Raw genomic sequence first — 25,245 nt, 5'->3', positions numbered from 1 at the left:
GAACAGTTGCCCCCACCGTACGCAGGGCCCGGCACCGTCGGGGCCGCGGCCCGCCGGTCGCCGCATCAGCGATCGGGGTCGATCTGCCCCCGTAGTCGGCGCATGGCCTCGGTCGAGAGCATCCGGTCCCCCGCGCGCGCCGCGAGGTGCTCGGCCGCGAGGTCGGCGGGCGTCGGGCGGTGGGCTGCGGTCGGGGGCCGGACGCCGTTGTCGCGGGCGATTCCGGCGAGCCTCTCCGCCTCGGCCACCGCGGTCTCGGCGCGGGTCTCCACCGACTCGACGAGCTCACGGAACGCGACCGCGCGATCGACCACCTCGGCCCACACTCCGTCGATGGAGGCGCCGAGTCCGGTCAGCGTGGTGAAGCCGTCGCGAGCCGGAGGCACACCCGCCGAGGCGGAGGCCTCGCGCAGTCGGCACAGATCACCCGCGAGTCCCACGACCTCGGTCTCGGCGTCGAACTGCAGGCGGATCTCCTCCACCGCGCGTCCGCCCCGGCCGTACGCCCGTTGTAGCCGGTCGTAGAGCCCGCCCACCTCCATCAACATCGCGGTGTACATCTCCGGGATCCGGCGACGGTCCGCGCGGATCCGTGGCAGCGACGGTAGCGACGCGACTGCGTTCTGCACGCGCTGCGGCAGCACCACCCGGCCCATCTCGCGCTGGCCGTAGGCCGCGGCGACCGTGCCCAGTTCGCCGAGCGTTCGGGGCACCAGGGGCACCGGCGCCATGGTCGGCGTCGAGGCCAGCGCGTCGAAGAGCCGCCCGCGGTCATCGGTGTCCAGATGCACGCCGCGGCGGCGGTCGGCGCGGATGTCCTTGACCCGGAACGCCCACACCCCGGTCCCCCGGGTGAAGCCCGTGCGCATCACCAGGTATCTGCGGTCGAGGTCGGCCAGGCGGGTGCGGAGGGCCATCCGCAGCATCGACGGCGCGGGGCTGTCGATCGTCCTCCTCAGATCGTGCCGTTGCTCCTCGATGATGCGCACCTGGTGGAAACCACCGACCGTGGGGAACGGGAGGTTGCGGTGGAGCCGGGCCAGCACCACATCGCAGATCCGCGGTTCGACGAGGCCGCAGGCGACGAGCAACGCCGACCGGTCGGACAGCTCGGCGACCGGTGGTCGGCCCTCGCCCCGGCACATGAGGTCGACATCGGACACGATCCGGTCCCGTGCGGTCCGTGGCCCGCGCTCATCCGCCATGTGCCCCTCCTCGCCCGTGTCCACTCTGTCGGCCCGCCTTCATCGGGGTACAACGGTCGGGCCGTGTCCCGTGTTCCCCCGCGGGCCGCGTGTCGGCGCCGCGTCGGTCACCGTTCATAGCCCCGTCGGGCGTCGTCGAGGATCCGCGGCCGGTCGAGTGTGGAGGGCTCGAGCCGCATCGGCGCCACATCGCGTCCGAAACGGCCGGCGGCCTCGAGGGTTCCGGGGTCGAGGAACCTCAGACCGCCGACGTCGGGGCGTAGTCGGAGATCCGGGGCGTCACCGTCGGCCGACGCCAGGACGAAGCCCCAGTCCCCGAACGTCGGGACGTGGACGTGATACGGGGTCGTCCCCCACCCGGCCGAGTCCACCGTCGCCACCGTGCGCCAGAACTGCCTCGGCGTGGAGTACGGGCTGCCCGACTGGACGACCATCAGACCGTCCTCACCGGTCACCCCGCGCACGAGGCCGTAGAACTCCTCGGAGTACAGGCGGGTCAGCGCGGCGTTGCGCGGGTCGGGCAGATCCACGAGCACCGCCCCGAACCCTCCCGGTGGCACCGCGCCGTCGCCGCCCCGGCGCAGCCACGCGAAGGCGTCGTCCACCACGACCTCCACCCGCGGGTCGTCGAGGGAGCCCCTGTTGTCCGGGAGCAGTTCGGTGCGGGCGATCTCGAGGACGGCCGGGTCGAGTTCCACCTGGACCACGCGCCGGACCCCGGGCACGGCCAGGAGGTCTCTGGCCGCCAGTCCGTCGCCGCCCCCGAGCACCAGCACCTCGCCGGGCCGGTTGGCCATGGCGGGCTGGACCAGCGCCTCGGTGTACCGGTACTCGTCGAGACTCGAGTACTGGAGGGTGCCGTCGAGGTAGAGCCGTCGGTCGGTGCGGCCGTTGTACCGCGCCCGCGTGACGACGATCTCCTGGTAGGCGGACTGGGTGTGGGAGAGCACCGGGTCCGGGTAGAGCTTGGCCCGCGACCATTCGGTGACGCCGTCGAGAGCGACGAGCAGCGTCCCCAGCAGGGCCGCGACCACGGCGAGTGACAGGCCCGCGACGACGGCCTGAGTCCGGGACAGCAGACCGCGCAGCGCGAGTACGAGCAACACGGTCGCCGCGGCGACGTTGACCAGTCCCGTGATGGCGGCGGCCTGCTGCATCCCGAACGACGGCAGGAGCAGGAACGGCCACAGCAGCCCGCCGACGAGCGCCCCCAGGTAGTCGGCGGCGTTGAGATCGGCCAGCACCCGTCCGGCCTCGGCCGACCCGGTCCGCCGGCCGGTCTGCAGCAACGACATGAGCAGCGGGACCTCCGCGCCCACCAGCATGCCGATCGCGGCCGTGGCCACCACGAGCGTGAACAACGACGCCGCGTCCGACCCGAGGGTCGTGAAGGTCACGTAGAGGGCTGTCGCCGACACCCCGCCGACGAGTCCGAGCGTGGCCTCGACGGCGATGAAGCTCGACGCCGCGCGCTCGACGAACGGCTTGGCCAGCAACGCGCCGAGGCCGAGGGCCGCGACGTACCCGGCCACCACGAGACTCGTGGCGACGATCCCGCCGCCCTGGACCGTGGTCGCGAGCGTGAGGAGGGCGAGTTCGTAGATGAGCCCGCAGGCGGCGCCCGCGGCGACGGAGGCCAGGACGACCGGGCGCCACCACCGGCCGGCGCGCGACGCGGGCTGTCCGGCGTGGTCCGCCCCGGTCGGCACGGTGGCCGCCGTGCCGACCTCGTCAGGCAATGGCGGCCGCGTTTACGGCGGCGACGGCTAGGAGCGTGGCAGCGACGGCGAGCGCGGCGGTGCTGAACCGCGGCGCGCTGACGAGGTCCCGGAATCTGCCGGGGACCAGCAGTTCCAGGATCACCAGGGTGACAGCCTGGAAGATCACCCCGAGCAGGCCGTATACGGCGACGTCGATCAGCCCCAGGACCAGGGAGTCCGAAGCGTTGGTCATGACGGTGACGACGATGATCGCGAGGGAGATAGCCGAGGCGGCGAACAGCGCGGCGGCGTTGGGGCGGTGGTCGACGAAGACGTGGTGGCGCAGGCTGCCGGGCGTCAGCAGGTCGAGCATGACGAAGCCGAGCGCCAAGACCAGGGCGCCGACGCCGAAGTAGGCCAGCGACACCCCTATCCCGTCCAGGAGTTCGGGTACGTGGTCGGCGGGTCCGGCGGCGATGATCACCGTGTCTCCTTGGGGTTCGGTTCGTGGGTGGGCGTCTCGTGGGTCACTTCGCGCCGACCCCGCCGGAGCTCCCCCCGGCGGACCGGGCCGGGCTGCCGGGCCCGAAAGCGCCGCCGAGGAAGATGAAGCCTCCGGAACGGAGCGTGCGGGAGTTCTCGTCGAGCTGAACGCGACAGGCGAGATCGCCGGACCGGCCGATGACGATCATGTCGTCCCCGTACCGCAGGTACCGGGTGTCCTCGTTCAGCTGGTCGGCGTCCGGCCGTTCGTGGTCGCTGATGTCTTTCGCCGTGGCGTCCCGGTCGCCCCGGCACTCGTAGGTCTGGGAGGCACCGGCGACCGGGGTGTAGTTCTCCCGCACGTAGCGCACGGCGTTCTGGCCGGCCCCCACCAGCACGAGGCCCAGCAGGACCGCGCACAGTCCGGCGACGAGCGCGATGATCCACCCGCGATAGCGCTTCACGAGGCCACCTCCACCGCCGCGCTCAGCCCGGCGACAACCACACGGGACGTGGTGGCGACGACGTCACCACCACCGTCTCCGGCGGAGTCCTCGCCCGCCGGGTAGAGGTGCCAGGTGTCCCACGACCAGCCCGTGTCGCCCGGCGTGGGGGCCACCACCGTGAGCGCCCCCTCAGAGCCCGGGAAGCGCCCCGCGAGCACGGTCGGCTCCGTCGCCGCGAGCGCGGTCAGACGATCCACCAGTTCTCCGAAGGCGTCGGCGGAGAGCGTCTCGGTGGCCCCGCGCAGGTGGTGCACACCCCACGGGCCGGGGCAGGACACCTCGGCCGGCAACGGCGCGCCCCCGGCGGTCGTCGCGCGGCAGGACACCTCCTCGGTCATCGCGTCGCGTCCGCACGAGCGTCACGGCGTGCGACGCGCCGAGGATCGACAGGCGTAGAGCGATGTCGTGCACCGGGTGTTGGAGGACGGTCGAGACGAGGGCGTCCCGCTCGGGCGCCACGCCGACCCGGTAGCCGAGCGCGGCGGCCGCGACGTCGCTCGGTTCCGCGACGAGGTCGTGCACGGTCACCGCCTGTAGTCCGGGTCGCCGGCCGCGGGGGGCGCCGGGTAGACGGTCAGCTCGCCCCGGGACATCGGGCGGCCGGACGAGACCTCCCAGCCCGCCCCGTCCCAGTTCTCGAACGACAGCAGCGAACTGCCGTCCCCGGTGCGCATGTCCTGGTAGCGCATCCGACCACGCTCGGGCAGGCCGGTGGTCCCCTCGCACGAGTACTCCGCCTCGCCCGACTCCTCGAGTCGATGGACACGGCCGTCGACGATCACCTCGGCTCCGGGGCTGACGCCGAGGCCCTTCCGGGTGGTCCACCAGGTCAGCTCGAGGGTTCCCTCGTCCTCCTCGACACCGAGCCACTGCGCACCGTCCCCGCCCTCGAGGAGGTGCTCCCACCAGACGTACGGGCCCTGGCGCAGGGTGATCGATCCGCGCACCACGTAGTCGATACCGCCGTAGGCGACGATCGCGCCGGGGCCGAGCTCGCGCGGCCCGAAGCCGTGGATCGGCTGGTCGGCGGCGAGCGGGTCGCGGCGGGGCGCGGCCGTGGCGGGCCTCTCCCCGCCGCGGGCCTTGGCGATGATCCCGATGATCGCGATCACCGCGACCACGAGCCCCACTATGACGAGTAGCTCTCCCACCGCGCATCCACTCCTGGATCGATGACTGACGGTCGACCCGGGCCGCCGCTTCGTGACGAGGAAAGGCTAACCCACCCGGCTCCGTGGGAGGCGCCCGGTTCCCGCGCGGCGACTCCGCTTCTCCGAAATGGACTCAGGGCCGGTTCCCCTATCGGGAAACCGGCCCTGATCCTCGTGTCGGGCTGACAGGATTTGAACCTGCGACCCCTTGACCCCCAGTCAAGTGCGCTACCAAGCTGCGCCACAGCCCGTCCGTCTCCGCGGCTCGCGCGGCGACTCGATCAGACTAGCGCACCCCCTCGCCCGGACCGAAATCGCCTGGTCACTTGCGCTGTCGACGCTCCTTGACGCGGACGTTGACCCGCACCGGGGAGCCGTCGAAACCGAACGTCTCACGCAGACGACGCTCGAGGAACCGGCGGTACCCGGCCTCGAGGAAGCCCGTGGAGAAGAACACGAACGTCGGCGGCCGGGTGGTGGCCTGCGTGCAGAACCGGATGCGGGGCAGACGCCCGCCGCGCATGGGCGGCGGCGTCGCCGCGACGACCTCGTTCATCCAGGTGTTGAGCGGCCCGGTGGGGATCCGCTTGTCCCACGAGTCGAGCGCGGTCTCCATCGCCGGCACCAGCTTCGCCAGCGCACGGCCCGTCTTGGCGGAGATGTTGACACGGTGCGCCCAGGAGAGGACCCGTGACAGCTCGCGGTCGATCTCCTTGTCCAGGTCGTAGCGGCGGTCCTCGTCGACGAGATCCCACTTGTTGAACGCGATCACCAGCGCGCGCCCGGCGTCGGCGACCATGGAGATCACCCGCAGGTCCTGCTCGGTGATGGGCTCGGAGGCGTCGAGGAGCAGCACCACGACCTCGGCGGCCTCGATCGCACCGCGGGTGCGCAGCGAGGCGTAGTACTCGTGCCCGTAGGCCTGGTTGACCTTGCGCCGCAGCCCGGCCGTGTCGACGAACCGCCACGTGCGGCCCCCGAGCTCGACCAGCGAGTCGACGGGGTCGACCGTGGTGCCGGCGACGTTGTCGACCACGGCGCGGTCCTCGCCCGTGAGCTTGTTGAGCAGGCTCGACTTGCCCACGTTGGGCTTGCCCACCAGGGCCACCCGGCGCGGCACGTCGGCCGCCTCGCGCATCCTCGCCTTGGAGGGCAGCTGCCTCAGGATCTCGTCGAGCAGGTCGGCGGTGCCGCGCCCGTGTGCCGCGGAGATGGCATAAGGCTGGTCGAGCCCGAGCCCCCAGAACTCGGCGGCCTCGAGCTCGGCCTTATCGCTGTCGACCTTGTTGACGGCGAGGATCACCGGGGTCTCGGCGCGGCGCAGACTCCTGGCCACCGTCTCGTCGGCCGCGGTGATCCCCACGGTGCCGTCACAGACCAGCACGATGAGGTCGGCGGTCCCCATGGCGATCTCGGCCTGCTGGGCGATCGAGCGGTGCATGCCCTTGGCGTCCTGCTCCCAGCCGCCGGTGTCCTGGACCATGAAGGTCCGGCCGTTCCACAGCGCCTCGTAGGAGACGCGGTCGCGCGTGACCCCCGGGACGTCCTCGACCACGGCCTCGCGGCGGCCGATGATCCGGTTGACCAGCGTGGACTTGCCGACGTTGGGGCGGCCGACGATCGCGACGGTGGGGAGGATCTCCACGCCCTCGGTCACCGCCCCGATCTCGTCGGCGAACTCCGCGGCGACCGCGTCCCAGTCGGTGTCGTCGTTCCAGGCGTCCTCGACGGTCTCCTCGCCGGGGCCGGTCGGCAGGTCGAAGTCGGTGGTGTCCTCGTTGCTCGTCACTGTGCGTTCCCTTCTGCGGTGGCGCCGTGCGACGCGTGGGTGCCCTCGGCGAGCGCGACCAACCGGTCGAGCACCTCGTCGAGGGTGAGGTCGGAGGTGTCGATGACGACCGCGTCGGCGGCCGGCCGCAGCGGGCTCGCGGCGCGCGTGGAGTCCTTGCGGTCGCGCTCGATGACGGCGGCGAGCACCTCGTCGTAGTCGGCCGCGCGTCCGGCGGCTCGGTCCTGGTCGGTACGGCGGCGCGCGCGCACCTCCGGGCTGGCGGTGAGGTAGATCTTCACCTCGGCGTCCGGCAGGACGACGGTGCCGATGTCCCGGCCCTCGAGGACGACCGTGCCGCCGTCGGACGCCAGGCGCCGTTGGAGCCGAACGAGGTTCTCACGCACCTCCGGCACGGCCGACACCGCGGAGACGGCCGCGGTGACGCGGGCGGTGCGGATCTCCTCGCTCACGTCCTCGCCGCGGAGCAGGACGCACTCGGCGCCGGCGTCGGTGCCGATCTCCAGGGGGAGATCCGCGGTCGCGGCGATGACGGCGGCGGAGTCCTCGGGGTCGATCCCGGCGCGCAGGACCTGCAGGGTGGCGACCCGGTACATGGCGCCGGTGTCGAGGTAGGCACCGCCGAGCCGGCGCGCCAGCGTCCGGGCGAGCGTGGACTTACCGGTACCGGCCGGCCCGTCGATGGCGATACGGCGACGCGGCGCGGGCCCCGTCGCGGAGGCGGAGGCGGGAACGGCGCTCACAGGCCCACCGCCTCGTACAGGTCGGAGACCTCTCTGCGGTTGAGCTTGCGGAAGGTGCCCGCGCGCTGGTCGCCGAGCGCGACCGAGCCGAAGCGGGTCCGGACGAGTGACTCGACCGGGTGGCCGACCTCGGCGAGCAGCCGACGGACGATGTGCTTGCGCCCCTCGTGGAGCACGACCTTGACCAGCGACCGCCCGTCGTGCACGTCGAGGAGCGAGAACTGGTCGACCTTCGCCGGACCGTCCTCGAGCTCGACGCCCTCGCGCAGCTGCTTGCCGATGCCCTTGCCGACCACGCCGGTTACGGTCGCCATGTACGTCTTGGACACCTCGTACGACGGGTGCATGAGACGGTGCGCCAGCTCACCGTCGTTGGTCACCAGGAGCAGGCCCTCGGTGTCGGCGTCGAGGCGGCCGACGTGGAACAGGCGCTGCCCCGCGTCGATGCGGTCGGCCACGAGGTCGCCCACGCAGGGCCGACCCATCTCGTCGGACATGGTCGTGTGGTACCCGCGGGGCTTGTTGAGCGCGAGGTGCACGAGGGTGTCGTCGAGCACGATGCGGGTGCCGTCGACGCGGATCACGGCGGTGGCGGGATCGACCTTGACGCCCATCTCGCGCACGATCTTCCCGTCGACCTCCACCCGCCCGCGGGCGATGAGCTCCTCGGAGGCCCGGCGGGAGGCGACCCCGGCCTGCGCCAGGATCTTCTGCAGGCGGACCGGTGCGCCGTCTCGGCCAGCGGATTCAGTCATGGGTGAGTCACATCTCTTCGTCGTCGTCTCGGGGGGTGGGTTCGGGCGCCGCCGCGCGGCGCCGCCCCAGGGGGATCCGCGGATCCTCCGCGGGGTCGTCGCTCATCTCGTCGACCAGGTCGACATCCGGTAGCAGCGGGGCGATGTCCGGCAGCTCGTCGAGCGACGCGAGCCCCAATCTTTCCAGAAATAGTTCCGTCGTCCTATACAGCATGCCCCCGGTGTCGGCGTCGGTGCCGCATTCGACCGCCAGTCCGCGCGCCACGAGGGTCCGCATGACGCCGTCGACGTTGACGCCGCGGACCGCCGCGATGCGGGAGCGGGTCACCGGCTGGCGGTAGGCGATCACCGCGAGCGTCTCCAACGCGGCGCGGGTCAGCCGCGAGCTCGTCCCGTCCGTGAGGAGCCGCTCGACGTACGGCGCCAGCTCGCGACGCGTGTAGAGGCGCCAGCCGTCACCGGTGCGTCTCAGGTCGATCCCACTGCCCGCCGCGGTGAGCTCCTCGCGCCACGCCTGCAACTCCGCCTCGACCTCCATGACCGTGGACCCGGCGGCCGCCGCCAGCGCGTTCTCCGCCGTCGGCTGGTCCACCACGAGCAACAGGGCCTCGAGCCGCGCCCGCAGGGGCGGGACGTCCGTTCCGGGGCCACCGGGCTCGTCGTCGTCGCCGTCCGGTCCCACCGCGCCCACCCGACCCACGTCGCCGGGAGCGCCCACGTCACCACTCACGTCCACTCGTCCCTCCCCCTCGTCACCTCGTCGGCCTCGCCGCCGGTCCAGCTCACCGACAACTCCCCCAGCGCCTCGTCCTGGGAGAGCGCGACCGCGCGCGCCCGGTACAACTCCAACAAGGCGAGGAACCTGGCGACGACGACGAGGGAGTCGTCACAACCCGAGATCAGTTCGCGGAAATCCACCCACCGGCCCTCGCCGTGGAACCGCAGTAGCTCGAGGACGCGGGCAGCCTGCTCGGGGACCGAGACCACGGGAGCGTGGACGTGCCCCACCCCCACCTCCTCCACCGGCCGCGGCCGGAACGCCACCGCGGCGATGGTGGCGAACTGCTCCGGATCCACCCCGAGCTCGACCTCGGGCAGCAGTCCGAGGAACTCCTCGTCCGGCCCGGCGGTCCGGGGATACGAGTGCCGCGCGGTCCGGTCGAGCTCGGCGAACAGCTCCGCCACCCGTCTGAACGCCCGGAACTGCAGCAACCGCGCGAACAGCAGGTCGCGGGCCTGCAGCAGCGCCAGGTCCTCGGGGTCCTGCACCTCACCCGACGGCACCAGCCGCGCGGTCTTGAGGTCCAACAGCGTCGCCGCCACCACGAGGAACTCGGTGACCTCCTCCAGCCCCGCCTCCTCGCCCAGCCGGCGCGTGTGGGCGATGAACTCGTCGGTCACGGCGTGGAGCGCGACCTCGGTGACGTCCAGCCTGCGCGAGTCGATGAGCCCCAGCAGCAGGTCGAACGGGCCCGTGAAGTTCGTGAGGTGAACGGTGAACGCCCGCGGGTCGCCGGCCTCCGGGGCGGTGATGTCCCCGGCGCCTTCCCTCTCAGGGGACCGCGCCCCCGCCCCGGTCACCGCGCGCTCACCTGCCGCGTTGGATGACCTCGCGCGCCAGGGCACGGTAGGCCTGGGCACCCGCGGACCTCGGGGCCCACGTGGTGATCGGTTCCCCGGCGACGGTGGTCTCCGGGAAGCGGACCGTGCGGGTCACGAGCGTGTCGAAGACCTTGTCGCCGAACACCTCGACCACCCGGCCCAGGACGTCGCGGGCGTGGACCGTGCGCCGGTCGAACATCGTGATGAGGATGCCGGTCAGGTGCAGCCGCGGGTTGATCCGGTCGCGGACCTTGTCGATCGTGTCCGTCAGCAGCGCGAGCCCGCGCAGGGAGAAGTACTCGCACTCCATGGGGATGAGCACCCCGTCCGAGCAGGCCAGCGCGTTGACCGTGAGCAGGCCCAGCGACGGCTGGCAGTCGATCAGCACGTAGTCGTAGCGGTCGAGAACCGGGTACAGCGCCCGGCCCAGGGCCTGCTCGCGCCCCACCTCGTTGACCAACTGGATCTCCGCGGCCGACAGGTCGATGTTCGCGGGGATGAGGTCCACGCCCTCGACGCGCGTCCGGACCAGGACCTCCTCGGTGGACACGGAGTTGTCCACGAGCAGGTTGTAGACGGTCAGGTCGAGCTGGTGGTGCGGGATGCCCAGACCGGCCGACAGCGCGCCCTGCGGGTCGAGGTCCACCACGAGCACGCGACGCCCGTACTCGGCGAGCGCGGCGGCGAGGTTGATGGTGCTGGTGGTCTTGCCGACGCCGCCCTTCTGGTTGCACATCGACACCACCACGGCGGGCCCGTGCGAGGTCAGAGGCTCGGGCTCGGGGATCGCGGAGAAGCCCTCACCGGCGGCGGGGTCGTCCGCGCCCAGCAGCTCCGCGCGCGAGAACAACGCGGGATCCATCGCCCCAGTGTCCTGCGCCACCCGCGTCTCCTCTCGTCACCGTCTCACCCGGACCCGCCTGTCTCGCGGCCCGCGCCGTACCCACGGTCACGTTACCGTGCGCGGGGGTGGCACTCGGCCCAGACCTCGCGGAGCGTGTCGACCGTGACGAGGGTGTACACCTGCGTGGTGGTGACCGAGGCGTGTCCCAGCAGCTCCTGCACCACACGGATGTCCGCTCCGCCGTCGAGCAGGTGGGTAGCGAACGAGTGCCGGAACGAGTGCGGGGACACCTCCTGCGTCACGCCCGCGCGTGCCGCGGCCGCCGAGACCACGTTCCACAGGGTCTGCCGCGAGACCCGGCCGCCGCGCGTGTTGAGGAACAACGCGGGTCCACCTCGCTTCGCCAGCGCGGGCCGGGCGCGCGTGAGGTAGGCGCCCACCGCCTCGCACGCCGGGCGGCCCACGGGGACGAGTCGCTCCTTGCCGCCCTTGCCGCGCAGGATCACCGTCCCGCCGTCGGGGTGGTCCAGGCCGTCGAGGTCGTCGACGTCCAGGCCGATCAGCTCGGCGGCCCGGGCCCCGGTCGCGTAGAGCAGTTCGAGCATCGCCCGGTCCCGCAGTCGCGCCGGGTCGGTGTCGACGCCCGTGTCGCCCGCCGCCTCGATCACGGCGATCATCCGATCGACGGGCAGCGCCTTGGGCAGCCGGCGCGGCGGGCGGGGCGGGGCGACCGCCGCCGCGACGTCGGTGTCGGTCACTCCGTCGTGGGTGGCGAACCGGTGCAAGCCGCGGACCGCCGCGAGGGTCCGCGCGACCGAGCTCGGGGCCAGCGGGGGGCGGCCCTCGTCCGGGTCACCGGTGGCCAGCCGGGCGCGGAAGTCCTCGACGTGCGCCTCCGTGACGGCGGTGAGGTCGTCGACGCCCACCGCGGCGAGGTGGCGGCGGTACCTGTCCAGGTCGCGACGGTAGGCGGCGAGGGTGTGGGCCGACGCGCCCTTCTCGACGACGAGGTGGTCCAGGTACTCACGGATCCGAGCGGTCGCCCCGCCCCCGGAGGTCATCGACGATGCCCGCCGCGTCAGGGCCGGTCGATCACCGCGCGGGCCGCGAGGATGCCGGCCACCGCGATGCCGTTGACGATCCGTCCGTCGAGGACCGAGTCGACGGCCTCCGCGAACGGGATGCTCGCGACCTCCATGTCCGCCTCCTCGTGTTCGGCCTCAGGGCGCCCGACCTCGCGCAGACCCGTGGCCAGGTACACGTGCACGCGCTCGGTGCAGAACCCCGGCGAGGGGATCATCTCGATGACCGGCCGCCAGTGCTCGGCCTCGAGCCCGGTCTCCTCGACGAGCTCGCGGCGCGCGGTCCCCAGGGGGTCCTCACCCTCGACGTCGCACAGGCCGGCGGGAAGCTCCCAGAGTCGCTCCCCCACCGCGTGACGGTACTGCCGCACCAGCGTGATGCGCTGCTCGTCGTCCAGCGCCACCACCGCGACCGCGTCGTCGTGGCCGCAGACCTCCCGCTCGGCGGTGCCCCCGCCCGGCATGGTCAGGGTGTCGACACGGAGGCGCACCACCCGACCGTCGAAGATCTCCCGGCTGGAGACGGTCCGGTAGTCGTGGGACCCGGGGGCACCGCTGTCGGTCATCTGCGCTCAGTTCCCGTCCGCGGAGGCGCCGGCGGCCGACTCGGAGTCGACCTCGTCGGCGCGGACCGTCGAGGTCTTGGCGTCCGGGGCGTCGACGACGCCGGCGGAGTTCTCCCCCGCCTGACCGGAGCGCCACGGCTCGACAGGCAGCCGCATCTCGTTCTCGTAGTCCAGGGCCGCCTTGATGAAGGCCACGAACAGCGGGTGCGGCCGGGTCGGACGCGACTTGTACTCCGGGTGCGCCTGGGTGGCCACGAAGAACGGATGCTGCTCGCGCGGGTACTCGACGAACTCCACCAGGTGGCCGTCCGGGGAGGTGCCGGAGAACTGCAGACCGGACTCGGCGATCGTGTCGCGGTAGGCGTTGTTGACCTCGTAGCGGTGCCGGTGGCGCTCGGTGATCTCGGTGGTCCCGTACGCCTCGGCGACGATCGACCCCTTGGCGAGGACGGCCGGGTAGGACCCCAGGCGCATCGTCCCGCCGAGGTCGGCGTTGCCGGCGACCGCGTCGACCTGGTCGGCCATGGTCGAGATCACCGGGTGCGCGCCGTCGGGCTCGAACTCGCTGGAGGAGGCGCCCTCGAGGCCGACCGAGCGGGCCGCCTCGATGACCGAGCACTGCAGTCCGAGGCACAGCCCGAGCAGCGGGATCTTGTTCTTGCGCGACCAGGAGATCGCCCCGAGCTTGCCCTCGATGCCGCGGATGCCGAAGCCACCCGGGATGAGCATGCCGTCGACGCCGTGCAGCGCCTCGCGCGCGCCGGCCTCGGTCGTGCAGGCGTCCGACTCGACCCACCGGATGTTGACCCGCGCGTGGTGGGCGAAGCCGCCCGCCCGCAGGGCCTCGGTCACGGACAGGTAGGCGTCGGGCAGGTCGATGTACTTGCCGACGAGGGCGATCTCGACCTCCTCGCGCGGCTCGTGCACGCGCGTGAGCAGGTCGCCCCACACGGTCCAGTCGACGTCACGGAACGGCAGGTTGAGGCGGCGGATGACGTGGGTGTCGAGGTGCTCGTTGAACAGCACCTTGGGGATGTCGTAGATGCTCGGCGCGTCCGGCGTGGACACGACGCCCTCGAGGTCGACGTCGCACATGAGCGCGATCTTGGCCTTGAGGCCGTCCGGCACGTTCCGGTCCGAGCGCAGGATCAGCCCGTCGGGCACGATGCCGATCGACCGCAGCGCGGCGACGGAGTGCTGGGTCGGCTTGGTCTTGAGCTCGCCCGAGGGCGCCAGGTACGGCACGAGGGAAACGTGGAGGAAGAAGATGTTCTCCCGGCCGACCTCGTGGCGGACCTGTCGGCAGGCCTCGAGGAAGGGCTGCGACTCGATGTCTCCGACGGTGCCACCGACCTCGGTGATCACCACGTCGGGACGGCGACCCTGATCATCAGGGTCCCCCATCGCGATGATGCGTTCCTTGATGGCGTCGGTGATGTGCGGGATCACCTGGACGGTGTCGCCGAGGTACTCGCCGCGCCGCTCCTTGGCGATGACCGCCGAGTAGACCTGGCCGGTGGTGACGTTGGCCTTGGCGTTGAGGTCGCGGTCGAGGAACCGCTCGTAGTGGCCGAGGTCGAGATCGGCCTCCGCGCCGTCCTCGGTGACGAACACCTCACCGTGCTGGAAGGGGTTCATCGTGCCCGGGTCGACGTTGATGTACGGGTCGAGCTTCTGCATGGTGACGCGGAGTCCGCGGGCGGTGAGCAGCTGCCCGAGGCTCGAGGCGGTCAGCCCCTTGCCCAGCGACGACGCCACGCCGCCGGTGACGAAGATGTGCTTGGTCGCGGACCGCGATGCGGCTCGATTCAGTGCCAAGGGGACTCCCGTGTCCATACGCCGGAATGGATGAATGCTGGTGCGGCTCCGGTGCACCCCACGGGGCTTCAGGCTATCACCGCTACGGCGTCGGGGGGAGCGGCGGCGCCGCGGCCGACGCATCCGGCGCGAGACCGTAGTGACCCTGCTCACGGGCGAGTTGTTCGGCCAGCGCTAACGCCGTCGCCAGCCGGCCGGCGTCCGTTCCCGCGTCGTCGACGGTCGAGACGTCCTCCTCGCCGGAGGACCGCAGCACGCCCACCGCGTCGTGGCCGGTGCCCGCTCCGAGGCGGGCGGAGACCACGGTTCCCGCGCCTTCACGGTCGAGCGTCCGGGCCAGGGCGGCCACGCGGACGGCGGTCGACTCCTGCTCCTGCGGGCCGGTGACGACGAGCGCCAGCTGACCGGGTCGGAGAGTGCCGGGTTCGAAGTCGATGACGTCCGCGTCCGCGAGGGTGGTGAGCACGGTCGCCCGGTCCTCGTCCCCCAGGTGCGGCTCGGCGTCCTCGGCGCGCAGCAGCCCCGCGCGGCCGAGCGCGGTGCCGAGCTGGGTGCCCAGGTCGGCGTCGGCGGCCGGGGCGGTGCCGATCGGCAGGTTGGCCACGAGTGCCTGCAGCTCCGAGTCGGCGGCCGGGTCCACGGCCTTGTCGGTGAGGGTCACGCGGCCGGCGTCGATGCCGCCCGCCGCGGCGATGACGTCACCCGCCGCCGTGACGTCCTCCTCGGCCGCGCCGGGTGCCACGACGATGAGGACCGGCCGGCCGTCGAGCCGACCGTCCAGGACGGCCGGCGTCAGGTCCGCCGCCAGGCCGTCCAGCCGGTCGACCGCCCTGCGCTCGGCGGCGAGGTCGTCCTGCGCCGCCTCGAGCCGCGCCGCCGTGGTCTCCTCGCGGTCGACGACCGCGTCCCGGATCGACGTCGCGACGGACGTGGACCCGAGGACGACCCCCACCGCGAGGGCGAGGAAAACGGCCACCAACGTCAGGACATGGCGGCGCATCGAGATCAACGGACGAGCCCCTGGACCCACAGCGCGAAGGAGTTCCAGGTCTCGATGGCCCAGAGCAGGAGGTCCTGGGCGGCGTCGCGGGCCACCACGACGGCGGCGACAGCGACCAGGGCGGCGAGCACGATCAGCGCGAGGCCGATCCCCGAACCGCGGGAGCGGTAGAGGGTGGCGCAGGCGTGGGCGTGCACGAGTCGCGAGGAGACGGTCGTGTCGACCATGGTCGACGACGGCGCGGAGGCCGGGCGGAAAACGTTCTCCAGGCCCCGGTCGTCCCCGGTGACCACGATCATCTCCGCCCCGCCGTGGTAGGCCAGCAGGAGCGCCATGTCCCGCGCCGTCGCGGCGGCCGGGAACGTCGTGGCGCCGACCCCGAGCTCGGTGATCTTCTCCAGCCCCTCGGCCCGGCCGTCACGATCCGCCGGCACGACGAGGACGGCACCGTCGGTGAGGACCTCGTCGGAGACCTCGGTGGGGGTGGCGACGACGACGTCGGCCGCCAACCGGGCCGAGCGCAGCAGCTCGGCGCCCCCGTCGACGCCCACGATGAGCGGGCGGTACTCCCGGATGAACGGCTTGAGCTCGGCCAGCTGGGCACGCGAGGACGCGTCGCCCGTGACCACCACGACGTGACGGTCGGTGAACTCGACATCGATCTCGGGCAGCCCCTCGCCGTCGAGCAGGAGTGGATGCTCGAGGCTGAGGAACTCGGTCGCGTTGGCCAGGTGCGCCAGCGCCGACTCGACGTAGTTCTTCTCCGCGCTGTCGACCTCGGCGAGCAGGGTCGCGGAGTCGACCTCGCGGCCACCGGCGAGTTCGTCCTCGGACTTGACGGAGTAGATGACCCCGTCGTCGATGCGGACCCGGGTCCCGTCGGTGACATCGGCCAGGTCGGCGTCCTCGATGACGGGCACCGTCGAGGCGGCCAGGGTGCGGAAGGCCGCCCGGGGCAGCATCTCCTCACCCGCGGCGGGGACGTGCACCACGGCCGCCACCTCCGCCTCGACGAGTGCGTGGGCCGTCTCCGCCGTGGTGCGGTTGAGGTCGAGGACGGCGACGTCCTTGGCACCGAGCCTCTTCGGTACCGGAGTCCCCGGCTCGATCCGGCGCACGGTGCCCACGACACCGGCGAGGTCCTGGGAGCGACGATTGAGCAGACCCGACATCTTCATGCGCACGAGTATCACGCGTGTGATTCGAGTGACGAGGGAGGTCACCCCGGCGTGTCGCCTTAACGGTCGACCTCAGCTTGAGACTTTTCGTACTGGGCCTTCTCCAGCAGCTCGCGGGCGTGGGCGAGCCCGGTATCGGTGTCCTCGAGTCCCGCGAGCATCCGTGCCAGTTCGGTCACCCGATCGGCGTCCGCGACCGCCGTGACCCCGGAGACGACGACACCGGAGCTCCCGGAGTCGGCGCCCGCGGGATCGGCGTCCTTGTGCACGACCAGGTGGGTGTCGGCGTAGGCGGCGACCTGCGCGAGGTGGGTGACGGCGATGACCTGATGCGTCCGCGCCAGGCGGGCCAGTCGCTTGCCGATGCTCAGCGCGGCCCGGCCTCCGACGCCGGCGTCGACCTCGTCGAACACCAGGGTGCCCCCGCCCGAGCGCTCGGCCAGGACCACCTCGAGCGCGAGCATCACCCTCGACAGCTCGCCGCCGGACGCGCCCTTGCCGAGCGGCACCAACCCGGAGGGCCCGTCGAGCGCCAGTTCGACGTCGTCGAGCCCGCTCTCGGTGGCGCCGTCGAGCCCGTCCCCCGACGGGGTGACGCGGACGGCGAGGCGGGCGCCACCCATCGACAGCTCGGCGAGTTCGGCCGTCACCCGGGCGGCGAGGTCTTCCCCCGCCGCGCGTCGGACGGCGGTCAGCGCGGCGCCGCGTTCACACAGTTCCGCCGCGAGTCGCTCCACGGTGGCTCGCAGCTCGGCGACGGCGGTGTCGGAGGTGTCGACCTCCCCCAGTCGGGTCCGGGCTCTGGCGGCCCAGGCGATGACGTCGTCGACGTCCGTGCCGTACTTGCGCGTCAACGCGCGGAGATCGTGGCGTCTCTCCAGCGCCGAATCGAGGTCGGCGGCGTCGACGGGCAGCTCGGCGAGGTACAGGCCGAGCTCGGTGGCAGCGTCCCCGAGTGCGGCGACGGCCTGTCCGATGCTCGTGGCGATTGGCTCGAGCGCGGGGTCGCCGGCGCCGGCCAGCCGCTGCCGCAGCTGGTCGAGCAGCCCCACCATCGGCTCGGTGGTCTCGCCGTCACCGGTGAGCGCCTCGTGGGCCTGCCCGGCCACCTCGCGCAGTTCCTCGGAATCGGTCAGGCGGCGGATGAGGGCGTCGAGTTCGGCCTCCTCGCCCGGTTGTGGGTCGAGGGTGTCGATCTCCTCGAGCCCCATGCGCAGCAGGTCGGCCTCGCGGGCGAGCTCGCGGGCCCTACCGGTGCGCTCGGCCAGTGAGCGTTCGGCCTCGCGCCACCGCCTGTAGGTCTCGCGATACGCCTCGAGCGCGGCGCGGGCGTCATCACCGCCGTGGGCGTCGACGGCGTCGCGCTGCCGGTCCGGGCGCAACAGACGGAGTTGGTCGTTCTGGCCGTGCACGGCGAGGACCGGCGCGCAGAACCGGGCGAGGGTGCCGGCGGGGACGGAACGACCACCGAGCCGGGCGCGGGAGCGCCCGTCCGCGCCGACCCGTCGGGCGGCGATCACGCTGCCGTCCTCGTCGAGGTCGACGTCGGCGTCCTCGAGGAGGTCGTCGAGATCCCGGCGATCGGCGGGGTCCATCGTGGCGGTTGCGGACAGGTCGAAGCGCCCCTCGACGACCGCCTTGTCCGCACCCCGGCGCACGCGGCCGGGGTCGGCGCGTCCCCCGGCCAGCAGTCTCAGACCGGTGACGACCATGGTCTTGCCCGCGCCCGTCTCTCCGGTGAGGACGGACAGCCCTGGCGAGAAGTCGGCGACGGCCTCGTCGATGACGCCGAGGCCGCTGATCCGGAGTTCCGTGAGCACGCACCCACCCTAGGTGAGCGGCCGGACACCCGATCGTCCGCGCCACCCGGTCACCGGCAACTCGAACTTGGTGACCAGGCGATCGGTGAACGGCGAGTCGTCGAGCCGCACCCACTTGACCGGGCGTCGACCGCGGACCACTTCGACGCGGCTACCGGGCGGTGCGTCGACCAGGCGCCGCCCGTCGAGCACGACCACGGCGGGGCCCGAGTGCACTCCGGTCTCCACCGCGACCCTGGAGGTGGGCGCCACGACCATGGGCCGGGCGAAGAGCGCGTGGGCGTTGTTCGGCACGACGAGGATGGCGTCGAGCTCGGGCCAGACGATGGGGCCGCCGGCGGAGAACGCGTATGCGGTGGATCCCGTGGGGGTGGAGACCAACATGCCGTCGCAGCCGTAGTCGCTGACGGGGCGGCCGTCGATCTCGACGGAGGCCTCGAGCACGCCCTGTCGTGCCACCTTCTCGATGCTGACCTCGTTGAGCGCCCAGTCGTGCGCGAGCCGGGTCTCGCCGTTGATGACCGTCGCCTCGACCGTCATCCTCTCCACGACGCGGTAGTCGCGCGCGGCGATCTGCTCCACGACGCCGCTGAGGGAGGAGACCTCGGACTCGGCGAGGAAGCCGATGTGCCCGAGGTTGACCCCCAGGACGGGCACGTCCGCTGCGTGCGCGTACTGGCAGGCGCGCAGGAACGTCCCGTCCCCGCCCAGGACCAGGACGAGTTCGCATCCCTCGGCGGCGGCGGGCGTGTCGGGGACGCACTCGACTCCACCGCCGGTGGCGACCCGGTCCCGGGTGTCCTCGAGAACCCGGACGGCGATGCCCCGCTCCGCGCACGCGTCGACCACCTGCGCGACCGTCGCGACGATGTCCGGTCGGGCGATGTTGGGTTCGAGCAGGATGCGCCGGGGCTGCTCGGATCCGGGGATGTCATTCATCGTGGGCCCTCCTCGACTGCCGTGCGGATCGCGTGTCGCGACTCGTCGGTGAGGTCCGCCGGCTCTCCCGATGCGGACCTGCGCAGGTGCAGGAAATACTCGACGTTGCCGGACGGGCCGGGAAGCGGACTGGCCACGCAGCCCAGGAGTTCGAGCCCCAGTCCCGCGGCCGCGTGGGCGACACCGGTGACGGCCTCGATCCGCAGCTCGGGGTCACGGACGACGCCGCCCTGCCCGACGCGGTCGCGCCCCACCTCGAACTGTGGCTTGACCATCGGGAGGAGATGCCCGCCCGGCCGCGTGCACAGAGCGAGCGCCGGCAGCACGAGCGGCAGGGAGATGAACGACAGGTCGGACACCACGAGATCGACCTCCCCACCGATGTCCCCCGGGGTGAGCGACCGGACGTTGGTCTTGTCGTGGACGCCGACGCGCTCGTCGCTGCGCAGTCGCCACACCAGTTGTCCGTACCCCACGTCGACGGCTTCGACACGGGCTGCGCCCCGGCTCAACAGCACGTCGGTGAAGCCGCCGGTGGAGGCTCCGGCGTCGAGACAGCGCGCCCCGTCGACGGTCACGCCGGCGAAGGTGTCGAGGGCGCCGACCAGCTTGTGGGCGCCGCGGGACGCCCAGTCCGGCTCGTCGGATGCGGTGAGCGCGATCGAGGTGGTGGGTTCGACCTGGGTGGCGGGTTTGGTGGCGGCCACCCCGTTGACGATGACGCGCCCGGAGTCGATGAGGTCCCGCGCCCGTTCGCGACTGTCGCACATCTTGCGACGTACCAGTTCGGCGTCGAGCCGCATGCGTCTGGCCGCCATCAGCGTCGGTTGTCCAGGGCCGTGAGAGCCTGCGCGAGGAGCTCGTGGGCGGCGTCGAGCGCGGCGACCTGGTCGTCGCGGACCGCCCCGCCGCCGGCGTCGGTCCCCGGCGCGCCGACCGAGTCGCCGAGCAGGTCGTCGAACGCCGAGCGGAGCTCGTCGATGTCGGGCCCCGTGGGCCCGGGACGTGGATGGGGTCCGGGGGTGGTCACGGCCTACACGCTAGCCGACGACGAGTCCCGCATCCGCGAGCCGGGATCGGAGGCCGTCTCCGCCCGCGGACACCTGCGACACGTCGTGACGCCACGCCAGTGCGATCACGGCACGGGCTAGATCCAACCCGTGCAGATGGTCCGGGACTACGGAGAGGTGTAGCACCCCGGCCTCGACCGCGCCGTCGAACTCAGCGGTGTGCGGGATCCGGGACGCGTCGGCGGGCTCGGCGAGAGCCGACAGGTCGGGCGCGAGATGGGTGGGGCGCCGGTGCGGATCCGCCGACAGCAGGTGGGTCTGGTCGTGGACGCCGGTGAGGACCATCAGCGCGGGCATCCCGGCGGCGACGGCTCCCTCAATGTCCGTGTCGAGTCGGTCGCCTATCACCAGGGGGCGTGTGGACCCGACGCGGTCCGCGGCAGCACGCAGCACGCCAGCCGCGGGCTTCCCGGCGACGACGGGCTCGCGATCCGTGGCGGCCCGCAAGGCAGCGACGAGGGATCCGTTGCCGGGGAGCAGACCCCGTTCGGTCGGAAGGGTCGTGTCGACGTTGGAGGCGATCCAGGGCACGCCTCGGCGGATCGCGAGGCAGCCCTCCGCGAGGTCGGCCCAGGTCAACTCTCGCGACAGGCCCTGCAGCACGGCGTCGGGCCGGTCGTCGGCGGAGAGGACGACATCGTAGCCGCCCTCCCGGGCGAGTTCCCGGAAACTATCGTGACCGACGACCAGGACCCTGGAGCCCGGGTCGACGTGGTCGCCTAGCATGACCACCGCGGCCTGTGCGCTGGTCATCACCTCGCCGGGGCGGGTGGCGAACCCGAGCTCACGGAGGTGGGCGGCGGTGTCCTCCGGGGACCGGCTGGCGTTGTTGGTCACGTACACCACGGGCAGACCCGCCCGCTCGAGTGCGTCGGCGGCGCCGGGGATCGGCTCAGTGCCGCGGATCAGTGTGCCGTCGAGGTCCACGAGGAGTGCATCGTGGGCCTCGGCCAGGGTGGTGACGCTCACCGCGATCAGTCCTCCAGTTCGGCCAGACGAGGCGCGGCGCCGGTGACGTCCTCGGGGTCGGCGGAGAGTGCGTGGCGGAACCACTCCGCCGCCTCGTCCCTGCGGTCGGAGGCCAGGAGGACCTCCGCGTAGGCGTAGTCGAGCCGGGCGGCGGACTCGCCGCGGGCGTCGGCGTCGACGCCGGCGTCCTGCAGGGTCACGAGGGCGGCGTCGAGCTGGCCCATGTCGACACGGGCTCCCGCCTCGACGATGCGCAGCTCGATCAGCTCGTCGGCGTCGAGCATCCGCGACTCGTCGCCGCGGGCGAGTTCGATGGCGCGCTGCGGGCGCTCGAGCCCGCGCTCGCAGTCGGCCATCATCGCGAGCAGACCGGGCCCGCCGGAGATGCGTCGGGCGGCGCGGAGCTCGCTGAGCGCCTCGGACCACTCGCCGGCACGGTAGGCCAGGACGCCGAGGGTCTCGCGGACGACGCCGATGCGGCCGGCGCGGTTCTTGGCGGCGCGGCCGTGCGCCAGGGCGAGCTGCGGGTCGTCGTCGACGAGGTGCATGGCGGCGACGAGGTGCCTGGCGACCGTCTCGGCGTTCGACTTGTCGAGGCTGCGCAGGTCGCGACGGACGTCGGCGTCGAGGTCGGCGGCCTCGATGTCGTCGGGGAGGGCGGGCTCATCGGCGCGGGCGGCCTGCCGTGCGTCCTGACCGGGGCGCCCTTCGTTCCTGCGGGCGCCCACCGGCCGCTCCCCGCGACCGGTGCCGGCGCGCGGGCCGCCGCCCCGCCGGTTTCCGCTCGGGGCGCTACCACGGCGCTCACCGCCGGAGGCGCCGGCGCGGCGATCACCACCGGCGCGGCCACCGGCGGTGGCCCTCCGGGGACTGCCCGCGGCGCGGGGAGCGCCGTCCCCTCGACGCGGGTCCTGACCGGACGACGAGCGCGCGCCGCTACCGCGCCGTTCGCCGGACTGGTTCCGGTCGGTGCGGGGGGTGTCGGAACCGTCGTATCGCTTCCCGCGGCGCTCGCCGTAGGAGCTGTTGTCCCGACGCTGTGCCTGTGGGACCCGGTCGCCTCGGCGGGGTACGTCGCGGTCGCCGCGTCGGGGCGAGCGGTCTGTGTTCTCGGACCGGGGTTCGTTCACGTCGTTCACCTTACGTGCGCCGGTTGGTCCGGCACGGAGTGGGTAGAAGGGGCACAAATGCGACCAGCGGGAGGAACTGTGAAGTCCCTCCCGCTGGTCATGAAGTTGTGTTCGGCGGTGTCCTACTCTCCCACACCCTCGCGAGTGCAGTACCATCGGCGCTGGCAGGCTTAGCTTCCGGGTTCGGAATGGGACCGGGCGTTTCCCTGCCGCTATGGCCGCCGTAACTCTGCGAAACAAGGCCCACACACGCTTTCGGTGTGGGTGTGTTGTTTCAGATACTGCACAGTGGACGCGAGTCGATCTCGTAAAAAGGTGTTTGTGTGTAAGTCCTCGGCCGATTAGTACCGGTCACCTGCACGCATTGCTGCGCTTCCAGTTCCGGCCTATCAACCCCATGGTCTGTGGGGGGCCTTAACCACGCGAAGGTGGTGAGAAACCTCATCTTGGAACAGGCTTCCCGCTTAGATGCTTTCAGCGGTTATCCCTTCCGAACGTAGCTAACCAGCGATGCTCCTGGTGGAACAACTGGCACACCAGAGGTTCGTCCGTCCCGGTCCTCTCGTACTAGGGACAGCCTTCCGCAAGTTTCTTACGCGCGCGGCGGATAGAGACCGAACTGTCTCACGACGTTCTAAACCCAGCTCGCGTGCCGCTTTAATGGGCGAACAGCCCAACCCTTGGGACCTACTCCAGCCCCAGGATGCGACGAGCCGACATCGAGGTGCCAAACCATCCCGTCGATATGGACTCTTGGGGAAGATCAGCCTGTTATCCCCGGGGTACCTTTTATCCGTTGAGCGACACCGCTTCCACATGCCGGTGCCGGATCACTAGTCCCGACTTTCGTCCCTGCTCGACGTGTCAGTCTCACAGTCAAGCTCCCTTGTGCACTTGCACTCAACACCTGATTGCCATCCAGGCTGAGGGAACCTTTGGGCGCCTCCGTTACTCTTTGGGAGGCAACCGCCCCAGTTAAACTACCCACCAGGCACTGTCCCTAACCCAGATCATGGGCCGAGGTTAGACGTCCAATACGATCAGAGTGGTATTTCAACAACGACTCCACACACACTGGCGTGCATGCTTCACAGTCTCCCACCTATCCTACACAAACCGAATCGAACGCCAATACCAAGCTATAGTAAAGGTCCCGGGGTCTTTTCGTCCTGCCGCGCGTAACGAGCATCTTTACTCGTAATGCAATTTCGCCGAGTCTGTGGTCGAGACAGCAGAGAAGTCGTTACGCCATTCGTGCAGGTCGGAACTTACCCGACAAGGAATTTCGCTACCTTAGGATGGTTATAGTTACCACCGCCGTTTACTGGGGCTTAAATTCTCAGCTTCGCCTTGCGGCTAACCGGTCCTCTTAACCTTCCAGCACCGGGCAGGCGTCAGTCCGTATACATCGACTTACGTCTTCGCACGGACCTGTGTTTTTAGTAAACAGTCGCTTCTCTCTGGTCTCTGCGACCACCCCCAGCTCCCACCGCAACGGTGTTCACCGGGCGTGGTCCCCCTTCTCCCGAAGTTACGGGGGCATTTTGCCGAGTTCCTTAACCACAGTTCTCTCGATCGCCTTGGTATTCTCTACCTGACCACCTGTGTTGGTTTGGGGTACGGGCCGTGTATGAACTCACTAGAGGCTTTTCTCGGCAGCATAGGATCACTGAATTCCCCACAACGGGTACGCATCAAGTCTCAGCCTGTGTGTGACACGGATTTGCCTGTTGTCACGGCCTACACTCTTACACCAGTACAACCACTGACTGGCCCAGCTACCTTCCTGCGTCACCCCATCGCTTGGCTACTACCAGATCAGGTCCCGCGCATCCCCACCACGTACACCGAAGTGTCTCTAGGTGGTTCAGGGCGGTTAGTATCACTGATTCACCATGGGCGCGCATACACGGGTACGGGAATATCAACCCGTTGTCCATCGACTACGCCTGTCGGCCTCGCCTTAGGTCCCGACTCACCCTGGGCAGATTAGCTTGACCCAGGAACCCTTGGTCATCCGGCGGACGAGTTTCTCACTCGTCATTCGCTACTCATGCCTGCATTCTCACTCGTGTGGCCTCCACACCTGGATCACTCCGGCGCTTCTATGGCCACACGACGCTCCCCTACCCACCCACACACCTGCCCGGAGGAGGATATACGTGTGAGTGCCGCGGCTTCGGCGGTGTACTTGAGCCCCGCTACATTGTCGGCGCAGGACCACTTGACCAGTGAGCTATTACGCACTCTTTCAAGGGTGGCTGCTTCTAAGCCAACCTCCTGGCTGTCTCAGCGATCCCACATCCTTTTCCACTTAGTACACGCTTAGGGGCCTTAGCCGGCGATCTGGGCTGTTTCCCTCTCGACTATGAAGCTTATCCCCCACAGTCTCACTGCCGCACTCTCACACCTCGGCATTCGGAGTTTGGCTGACGTCAGTAACCTTGTAGGGCCCATCGGCCATCCAGTAGCTCTACCTCCGAGGTGAAACATGCGACGCTGCACCTAAATGCATTTCGGGGAGAACCAGCTATCACGGAGTTTGATTGGCCTTTCACCCCTACCCACAACTCATCCCCTCAGTTTTCAACCTAAGTGGGTTCGCGCCTCCACGACGTCTTACCGTCGCTTCACACTGGCCATGGGTAGATCACTCCGCTTCGGGTCTAGAGCATGCCACTAACATCGCCCTATTCGGACTCGCTTTCGCTACGGCTTCCCCACACGGGTTAACCTCGCGACATACCACTAACTCGCAGGCTCATTCTTCAAAAGGCACGCCATCAGCTTATGAGCCTCTGACGGATTGTAAGCACACGGTTTCAGGTACTATTTCACTCCCCTCCCGGGGTACTTTTCACCATTCCCTCACGGTACTAATCCGCTATCGGTCAC

General features: G+C 70.8%; 23 protein-coding genes, 1 tRNA gene, 2 rRNA genes and 1 pseudogene (1 of these 27 only partly in view). All 27 read right to left on the bottom strand.

The window, feature by feature from the left end:
- Window positions 1–65: 65 nt before the first annotated feature.
- Window positions 66–1,205: a hypothetical protein gene (locus tag VYL96_RS07135; protein ID WP_061228850.1), complete on the bottom strand. Its 1,140-nt coding sequence runs from the start codon at window positions 1,203–1,205 to the stop codon at window positions 66–68.
- Window positions 1,206–1,312: 107 nt separating this feature from the next.
- On the bottom strand, window positions 1,313–2,914 hold the full coding sequence (locus tag VYL96_RS07130) for a polyamine aminopropyltransferase (protein ID WP_165928532.1): 1,602 nt from the start codon (window positions 2,912–2,914) through the stop codon (window positions 1,313–1,315).
- 22 nt (window positions 2,915–2,936) lie between these two features.
- Window positions 2,937–3,389 carry a DUF350 domain-containing protein gene (locus VYL96_RS07125; RefSeq protein ID WP_007629042.1) on the bottom strand — a complete coding sequence of 151 codons (453 nt, stop codon included), beginning with the start codon at window positions 3,387–3,389 and terminating at the stop codon, window positions 2,937–2,939.
- Between the two features lie 43 nt (window positions 3,390–3,432).
- A complete protein-coding gene (locus VYL96_RS07120) occupies window positions 3,433–3,852 on the bottom strand; it encodes a DUF4247 domain-containing protein (RefSeq protein WP_007629043.1) in 420 nt (139 codons plus the stop codon).
- The gene (locus VYL96_RS07115; protein WP_131886347.1) at window positions 3,849–4,232 is read right to left on the bottom strand and encodes a DUF2617 family protein; all 384 of its coding nucleotides are present in this window, start codon (window positions 4,230–4,232) and stop codon (window positions 3,849–3,851) included. Before VYL96_RS07115 ends, VYL96_RS07120 begins: the two co-directional genes overlap by 4 nt.
- Window positions 4,233–4,302: 70 nt before the next feature.
- Window positions 4,303–4,353, bottom strand: a pseudogene (locus VYL96_RS17275) (hypothetical protein); the annotation flags it as partial.
- A gap of 65 nt (window positions 4,354–4,418) precedes the next feature.
- Window positions 4,419–5,045: a DUF4178 domain-containing protein gene (locus tag VYL96_RS07105; protein WP_131886349.1), complete on the bottom strand. Its 627-nt coding sequence runs from the start codon at window positions 5,043–5,045 to the stop codon at window positions 4,419–4,421.
- A gap of 177 nt (window positions 5,046–5,222) precedes the next feature.
- Window positions 5,223–5,296, bottom strand: a tRNA-Pro gene (locus VYL96_RS07100).
- A gap of 71 nt (window positions 5,297–5,367) precedes the next feature.
- On the bottom strand, window positions 5,368–6,834 hold the full coding sequence (der, locus tag VYL96_RS07095; RefSeq protein ID WP_375545295.1) for a ribosome biogenesis GTPase Der: 1,467 nt from the start codon (window positions 6,832–6,834) through the stop codon (window positions 5,368–5,370).
- Entirely contained in the window at window positions 6,831–7,577 is a 747-nt protein-coding gene (gene cmk / locus VYL96_RS07090) for a (d)CMP kinase (protein ID WP_207913593.1), read from the bottom strand. The genes der and cmk overlap by 4 nt, the downstream gene beginning before the upstream one ends.
- Window positions 7,574–8,332: a pseudouridine synthase gene (locus VYL96_RS07085; RefSeq protein ID WP_131886350.1), complete on the bottom strand. Its 759-nt coding sequence runs from the start codon at window positions 8,330–8,332 to the stop codon at window positions 7,574–7,576. Before VYL96_RS07085 ends, cmk begins: the two co-directional genes overlap by 4 nt.
- 7 nt (window positions 8,333–8,339) lie before the next feature.
- On the bottom strand, window positions 8,340–9,068 hold the full coding sequence (gene scpB / locus VYL96_RS07080; RefSeq protein ID WP_131886351.1) for an SMC-Scp complex subunit ScpB: 729 nt from the start codon (window positions 9,066–9,068) through the stop codon (window positions 8,340–8,342).
- Complete coding sequence (locus VYL96_RS07075; RefSeq protein WP_131886352.1) at window positions 9,059–9,913, bottom strand: segregation and condensation protein A; 855 nt, start codon at window positions 9,911–9,913, stop codon at window positions 9,059–9,061. Before VYL96_RS07075 ends, scpB begins: the two co-directional genes overlap by 10 nt.
- Window positions 9,914–9,920: 7 nt before the next feature.
- On the bottom strand, window positions 9,921–10,796 hold the full coding sequence (locus tag VYL96_RS07070) for a ParA family protein (RefSeq protein ID WP_007629053.1): 876 nt from the start codon (window positions 10,794–10,796) through the stop codon (window positions 9,921–9,923).
- Window positions 10,797–10,888: 92 nt separating this feature from the next.
- Complete coding sequence (locus VYL96_RS07065; protein ID WP_131886353.1) at window positions 10,889–11,839, bottom strand: tyrosine recombinase; 951 nt, start codon at window positions 11,837–11,839, stop codon at window positions 10,889–10,891.
- A 17-nt stretch (window positions 11,840–11,856) separates the two neighbouring features.
- Window positions 11,857–12,426: an NUDIX domain-containing protein gene (locus VYL96_RS07060; RefSeq protein ID WP_061228838.1), complete on the bottom strand. Its 570-nt coding sequence runs from the start codon at window positions 12,424–12,426 to the stop codon at window positions 11,857–11,859.
- Between the two features lie 6 nt (window positions 12,427–12,432).
- Entirely contained in the window at window positions 12,433–14,262 is a 1,830-nt protein-coding gene (locus tag VYL96_RS07055) for a CTP synthase (RefSeq protein WP_061228839.1), read from the bottom strand.
- A 64-nt stretch (window positions 14,263–14,326) separates the two neighbouring features.
- Entirely contained in the window at window positions 14,327–15,220 is an 894-nt protein-coding gene (locus VYL96_RS07050) for a copper transporter (protein WP_329439784.1), read from the bottom strand.
- 29 nt (window positions 15,221–15,249) lie between these two features.
- Window positions 15,250–16,422 carry a putative cytokinetic ring protein SteA gene (steA, locus tag VYL96_RS07045; RefSeq protein WP_131886355.1) on the bottom strand — a complete coding sequence of 391 codons (1,173 nt, stop codon included), beginning with the start codon at window positions 16,420–16,422 and terminating at the stop codon, window positions 15,250–15,252.
- 59 nt (window positions 16,423–16,481) lie between these two features.
- Entirely contained in the window at window positions 16,482–18,242 is a 1,761-nt protein-coding gene (gene recN / locus VYL96_RS07040) for a DNA repair protein RecN (protein WP_131886356.1), read from the bottom strand.
- A gap of 9 nt (window positions 18,243–18,251) precedes the next feature.
- Window positions 18,252–19,181: an NAD kinase gene (locus VYL96_RS07035; RefSeq protein WP_106385957.1), complete on the bottom strand. Its 930-nt coding sequence runs from the start codon at window positions 19,179–19,181 to the stop codon at window positions 18,252–18,254.
- Window positions 19,178–19,999, bottom strand: a complete 822-nt coding sequence (locus tag VYL96_RS07030; protein WP_061228842.1) for a TlyA family RNA methyltransferase — start codon at window positions 19,997–19,999, stop codon at window positions 19,178–19,180. The genes VYL96_RS07035 and VYL96_RS07030 overlap by 4 nt, the downstream gene beginning before the upstream one ends.
- Window positions 19,999–20,211, bottom strand: a complete 213-nt coding sequence (locus tag VYL96_RS07025) for a hypothetical protein (RefSeq protein ID WP_007629074.1) — start codon at window positions 20,209–20,211, stop codon at window positions 19,999–20,001. Before VYL96_RS07025 ends, VYL96_RS07030 begins: the two co-directional genes overlap by 1 nt.
- A gap of 10 nt (window positions 20,212–20,221) precedes the next feature.
- Window positions 20,222–21,220, bottom strand: coding sequence for an HAD-IIA family hydrolase (locus VYL96_RS07020; protein WP_131886357.1), 999 nt, complete (start codon window positions 21,218–21,220; stop codon window positions 20,222–20,224).
- A gap of 5 nt (window positions 21,221–21,225) precedes the next feature.
- Window positions 21,226–22,350 carry a hypothetical protein gene (locus VYL96_RS07015; RefSeq protein ID WP_329439772.1) on the bottom strand — a complete coding sequence of 375 codons (1,125 nt, stop codon included), beginning with the start codon at window positions 22,348–22,350 and terminating at the stop codon, window positions 21,226–21,228.
- 109 nt (window positions 22,351–22,459) lie between these two features.
- Window positions 22,460–22,576, bottom strand: a 5S ribosomal RNA gene (rrf, locus tag VYL96_RS07010).
- A gap of 95 nt (window positions 22,577–22,671) precedes the next feature.
- Window positions 22,672–25,245, bottom strand: a 23S ribosomal RNA gene (locus VYL96_RS07005) (it continues 524 nt past the right edge of the window).

It is taken from the genome of Dietzia maris (assembly GCF_036287335.1).
GTDB classification, from domain to species: Bacteria; Actinomycetota; Actinomycetes; order Mycobacteriales; family Mycobacteriaceae; genus Dietzia; species Dietzia cinnamea.
This window is presented reverse-complemented; position numbering and strand designations above follow the sequence as displayed.

Bases quoted from the DNA above. Each gene is read 5' to 3' on its own strand.
- VYL96_RS07135 (WP_061228850.1), bottom strand. From the start codon at position 1,205: ATGGCGGATGAGCGCGGGCCACGGACCGCACGGGACCGGATCGTGTCC.
- VYL96_RS07115 (WP_131886347.1), bottom strand. From the start codon at position 4,232: ATGACCGAGGAGGTGTCCTGCCGCGCGACGACCGCCGGGGGCGCGCCG.
- VYL96_RS07085 (WP_131886350.1), bottom strand. From the start codon at position 8,332: ATGACTGAATCCGCTGGCCGAGACGGCGCACCGGTCCGCCTGCAGAAG.
- VYL96_RS07070 (WP_007629053.1), bottom strand. From the start codon at position 10,796: ATGGATCCCGCGTTGTTCTCGCGCGCGGAGCTGCTGGGCGCGGACGAC.
- VYL96_RS07065 (WP_131886353.1), bottom strand. From the start codon at position 11,839: ATGACCTCCGGGGGCGGGGCGACCGCTCGGATCCGTGAGTACCTGGAC.
- VYL96_RS07060 (WP_061228838.1), bottom strand. From the start codon at position 12,426: ATGACCGACAGCGGTGCCCCCGGGTCCCACGACTACCGGACCGTCTCC.
- VYL96_RS07055 (WP_061228839.1), bottom strand. From the start codon at position 14,262: ATGGACACGGGAGTCCCCTTGGCACTGAATCGAGCCGCATCGCGGTCC.
- steA (WP_131886355.1), bottom strand. From the start codon at position 16,422: ATGAAGATGTCGGGTCTGCTCAATCGTCGCTCCCAGGACCTCGCCGGT.
- VYL96_RS07035 (WP_106385957.1), bottom strand. From the start codon at position 19,181: ATGAATGACATCCCCGGATCCGAGCAGCCCCGGCGCATCCTGCTCGAA.
- VYL96_RS07030 (WP_061228842.1), bottom strand. From the start codon at position 19,999: ATGGCGGCCAGACGCATGCGGCTCGACGCCGAACTGGTACGTCGCAAG.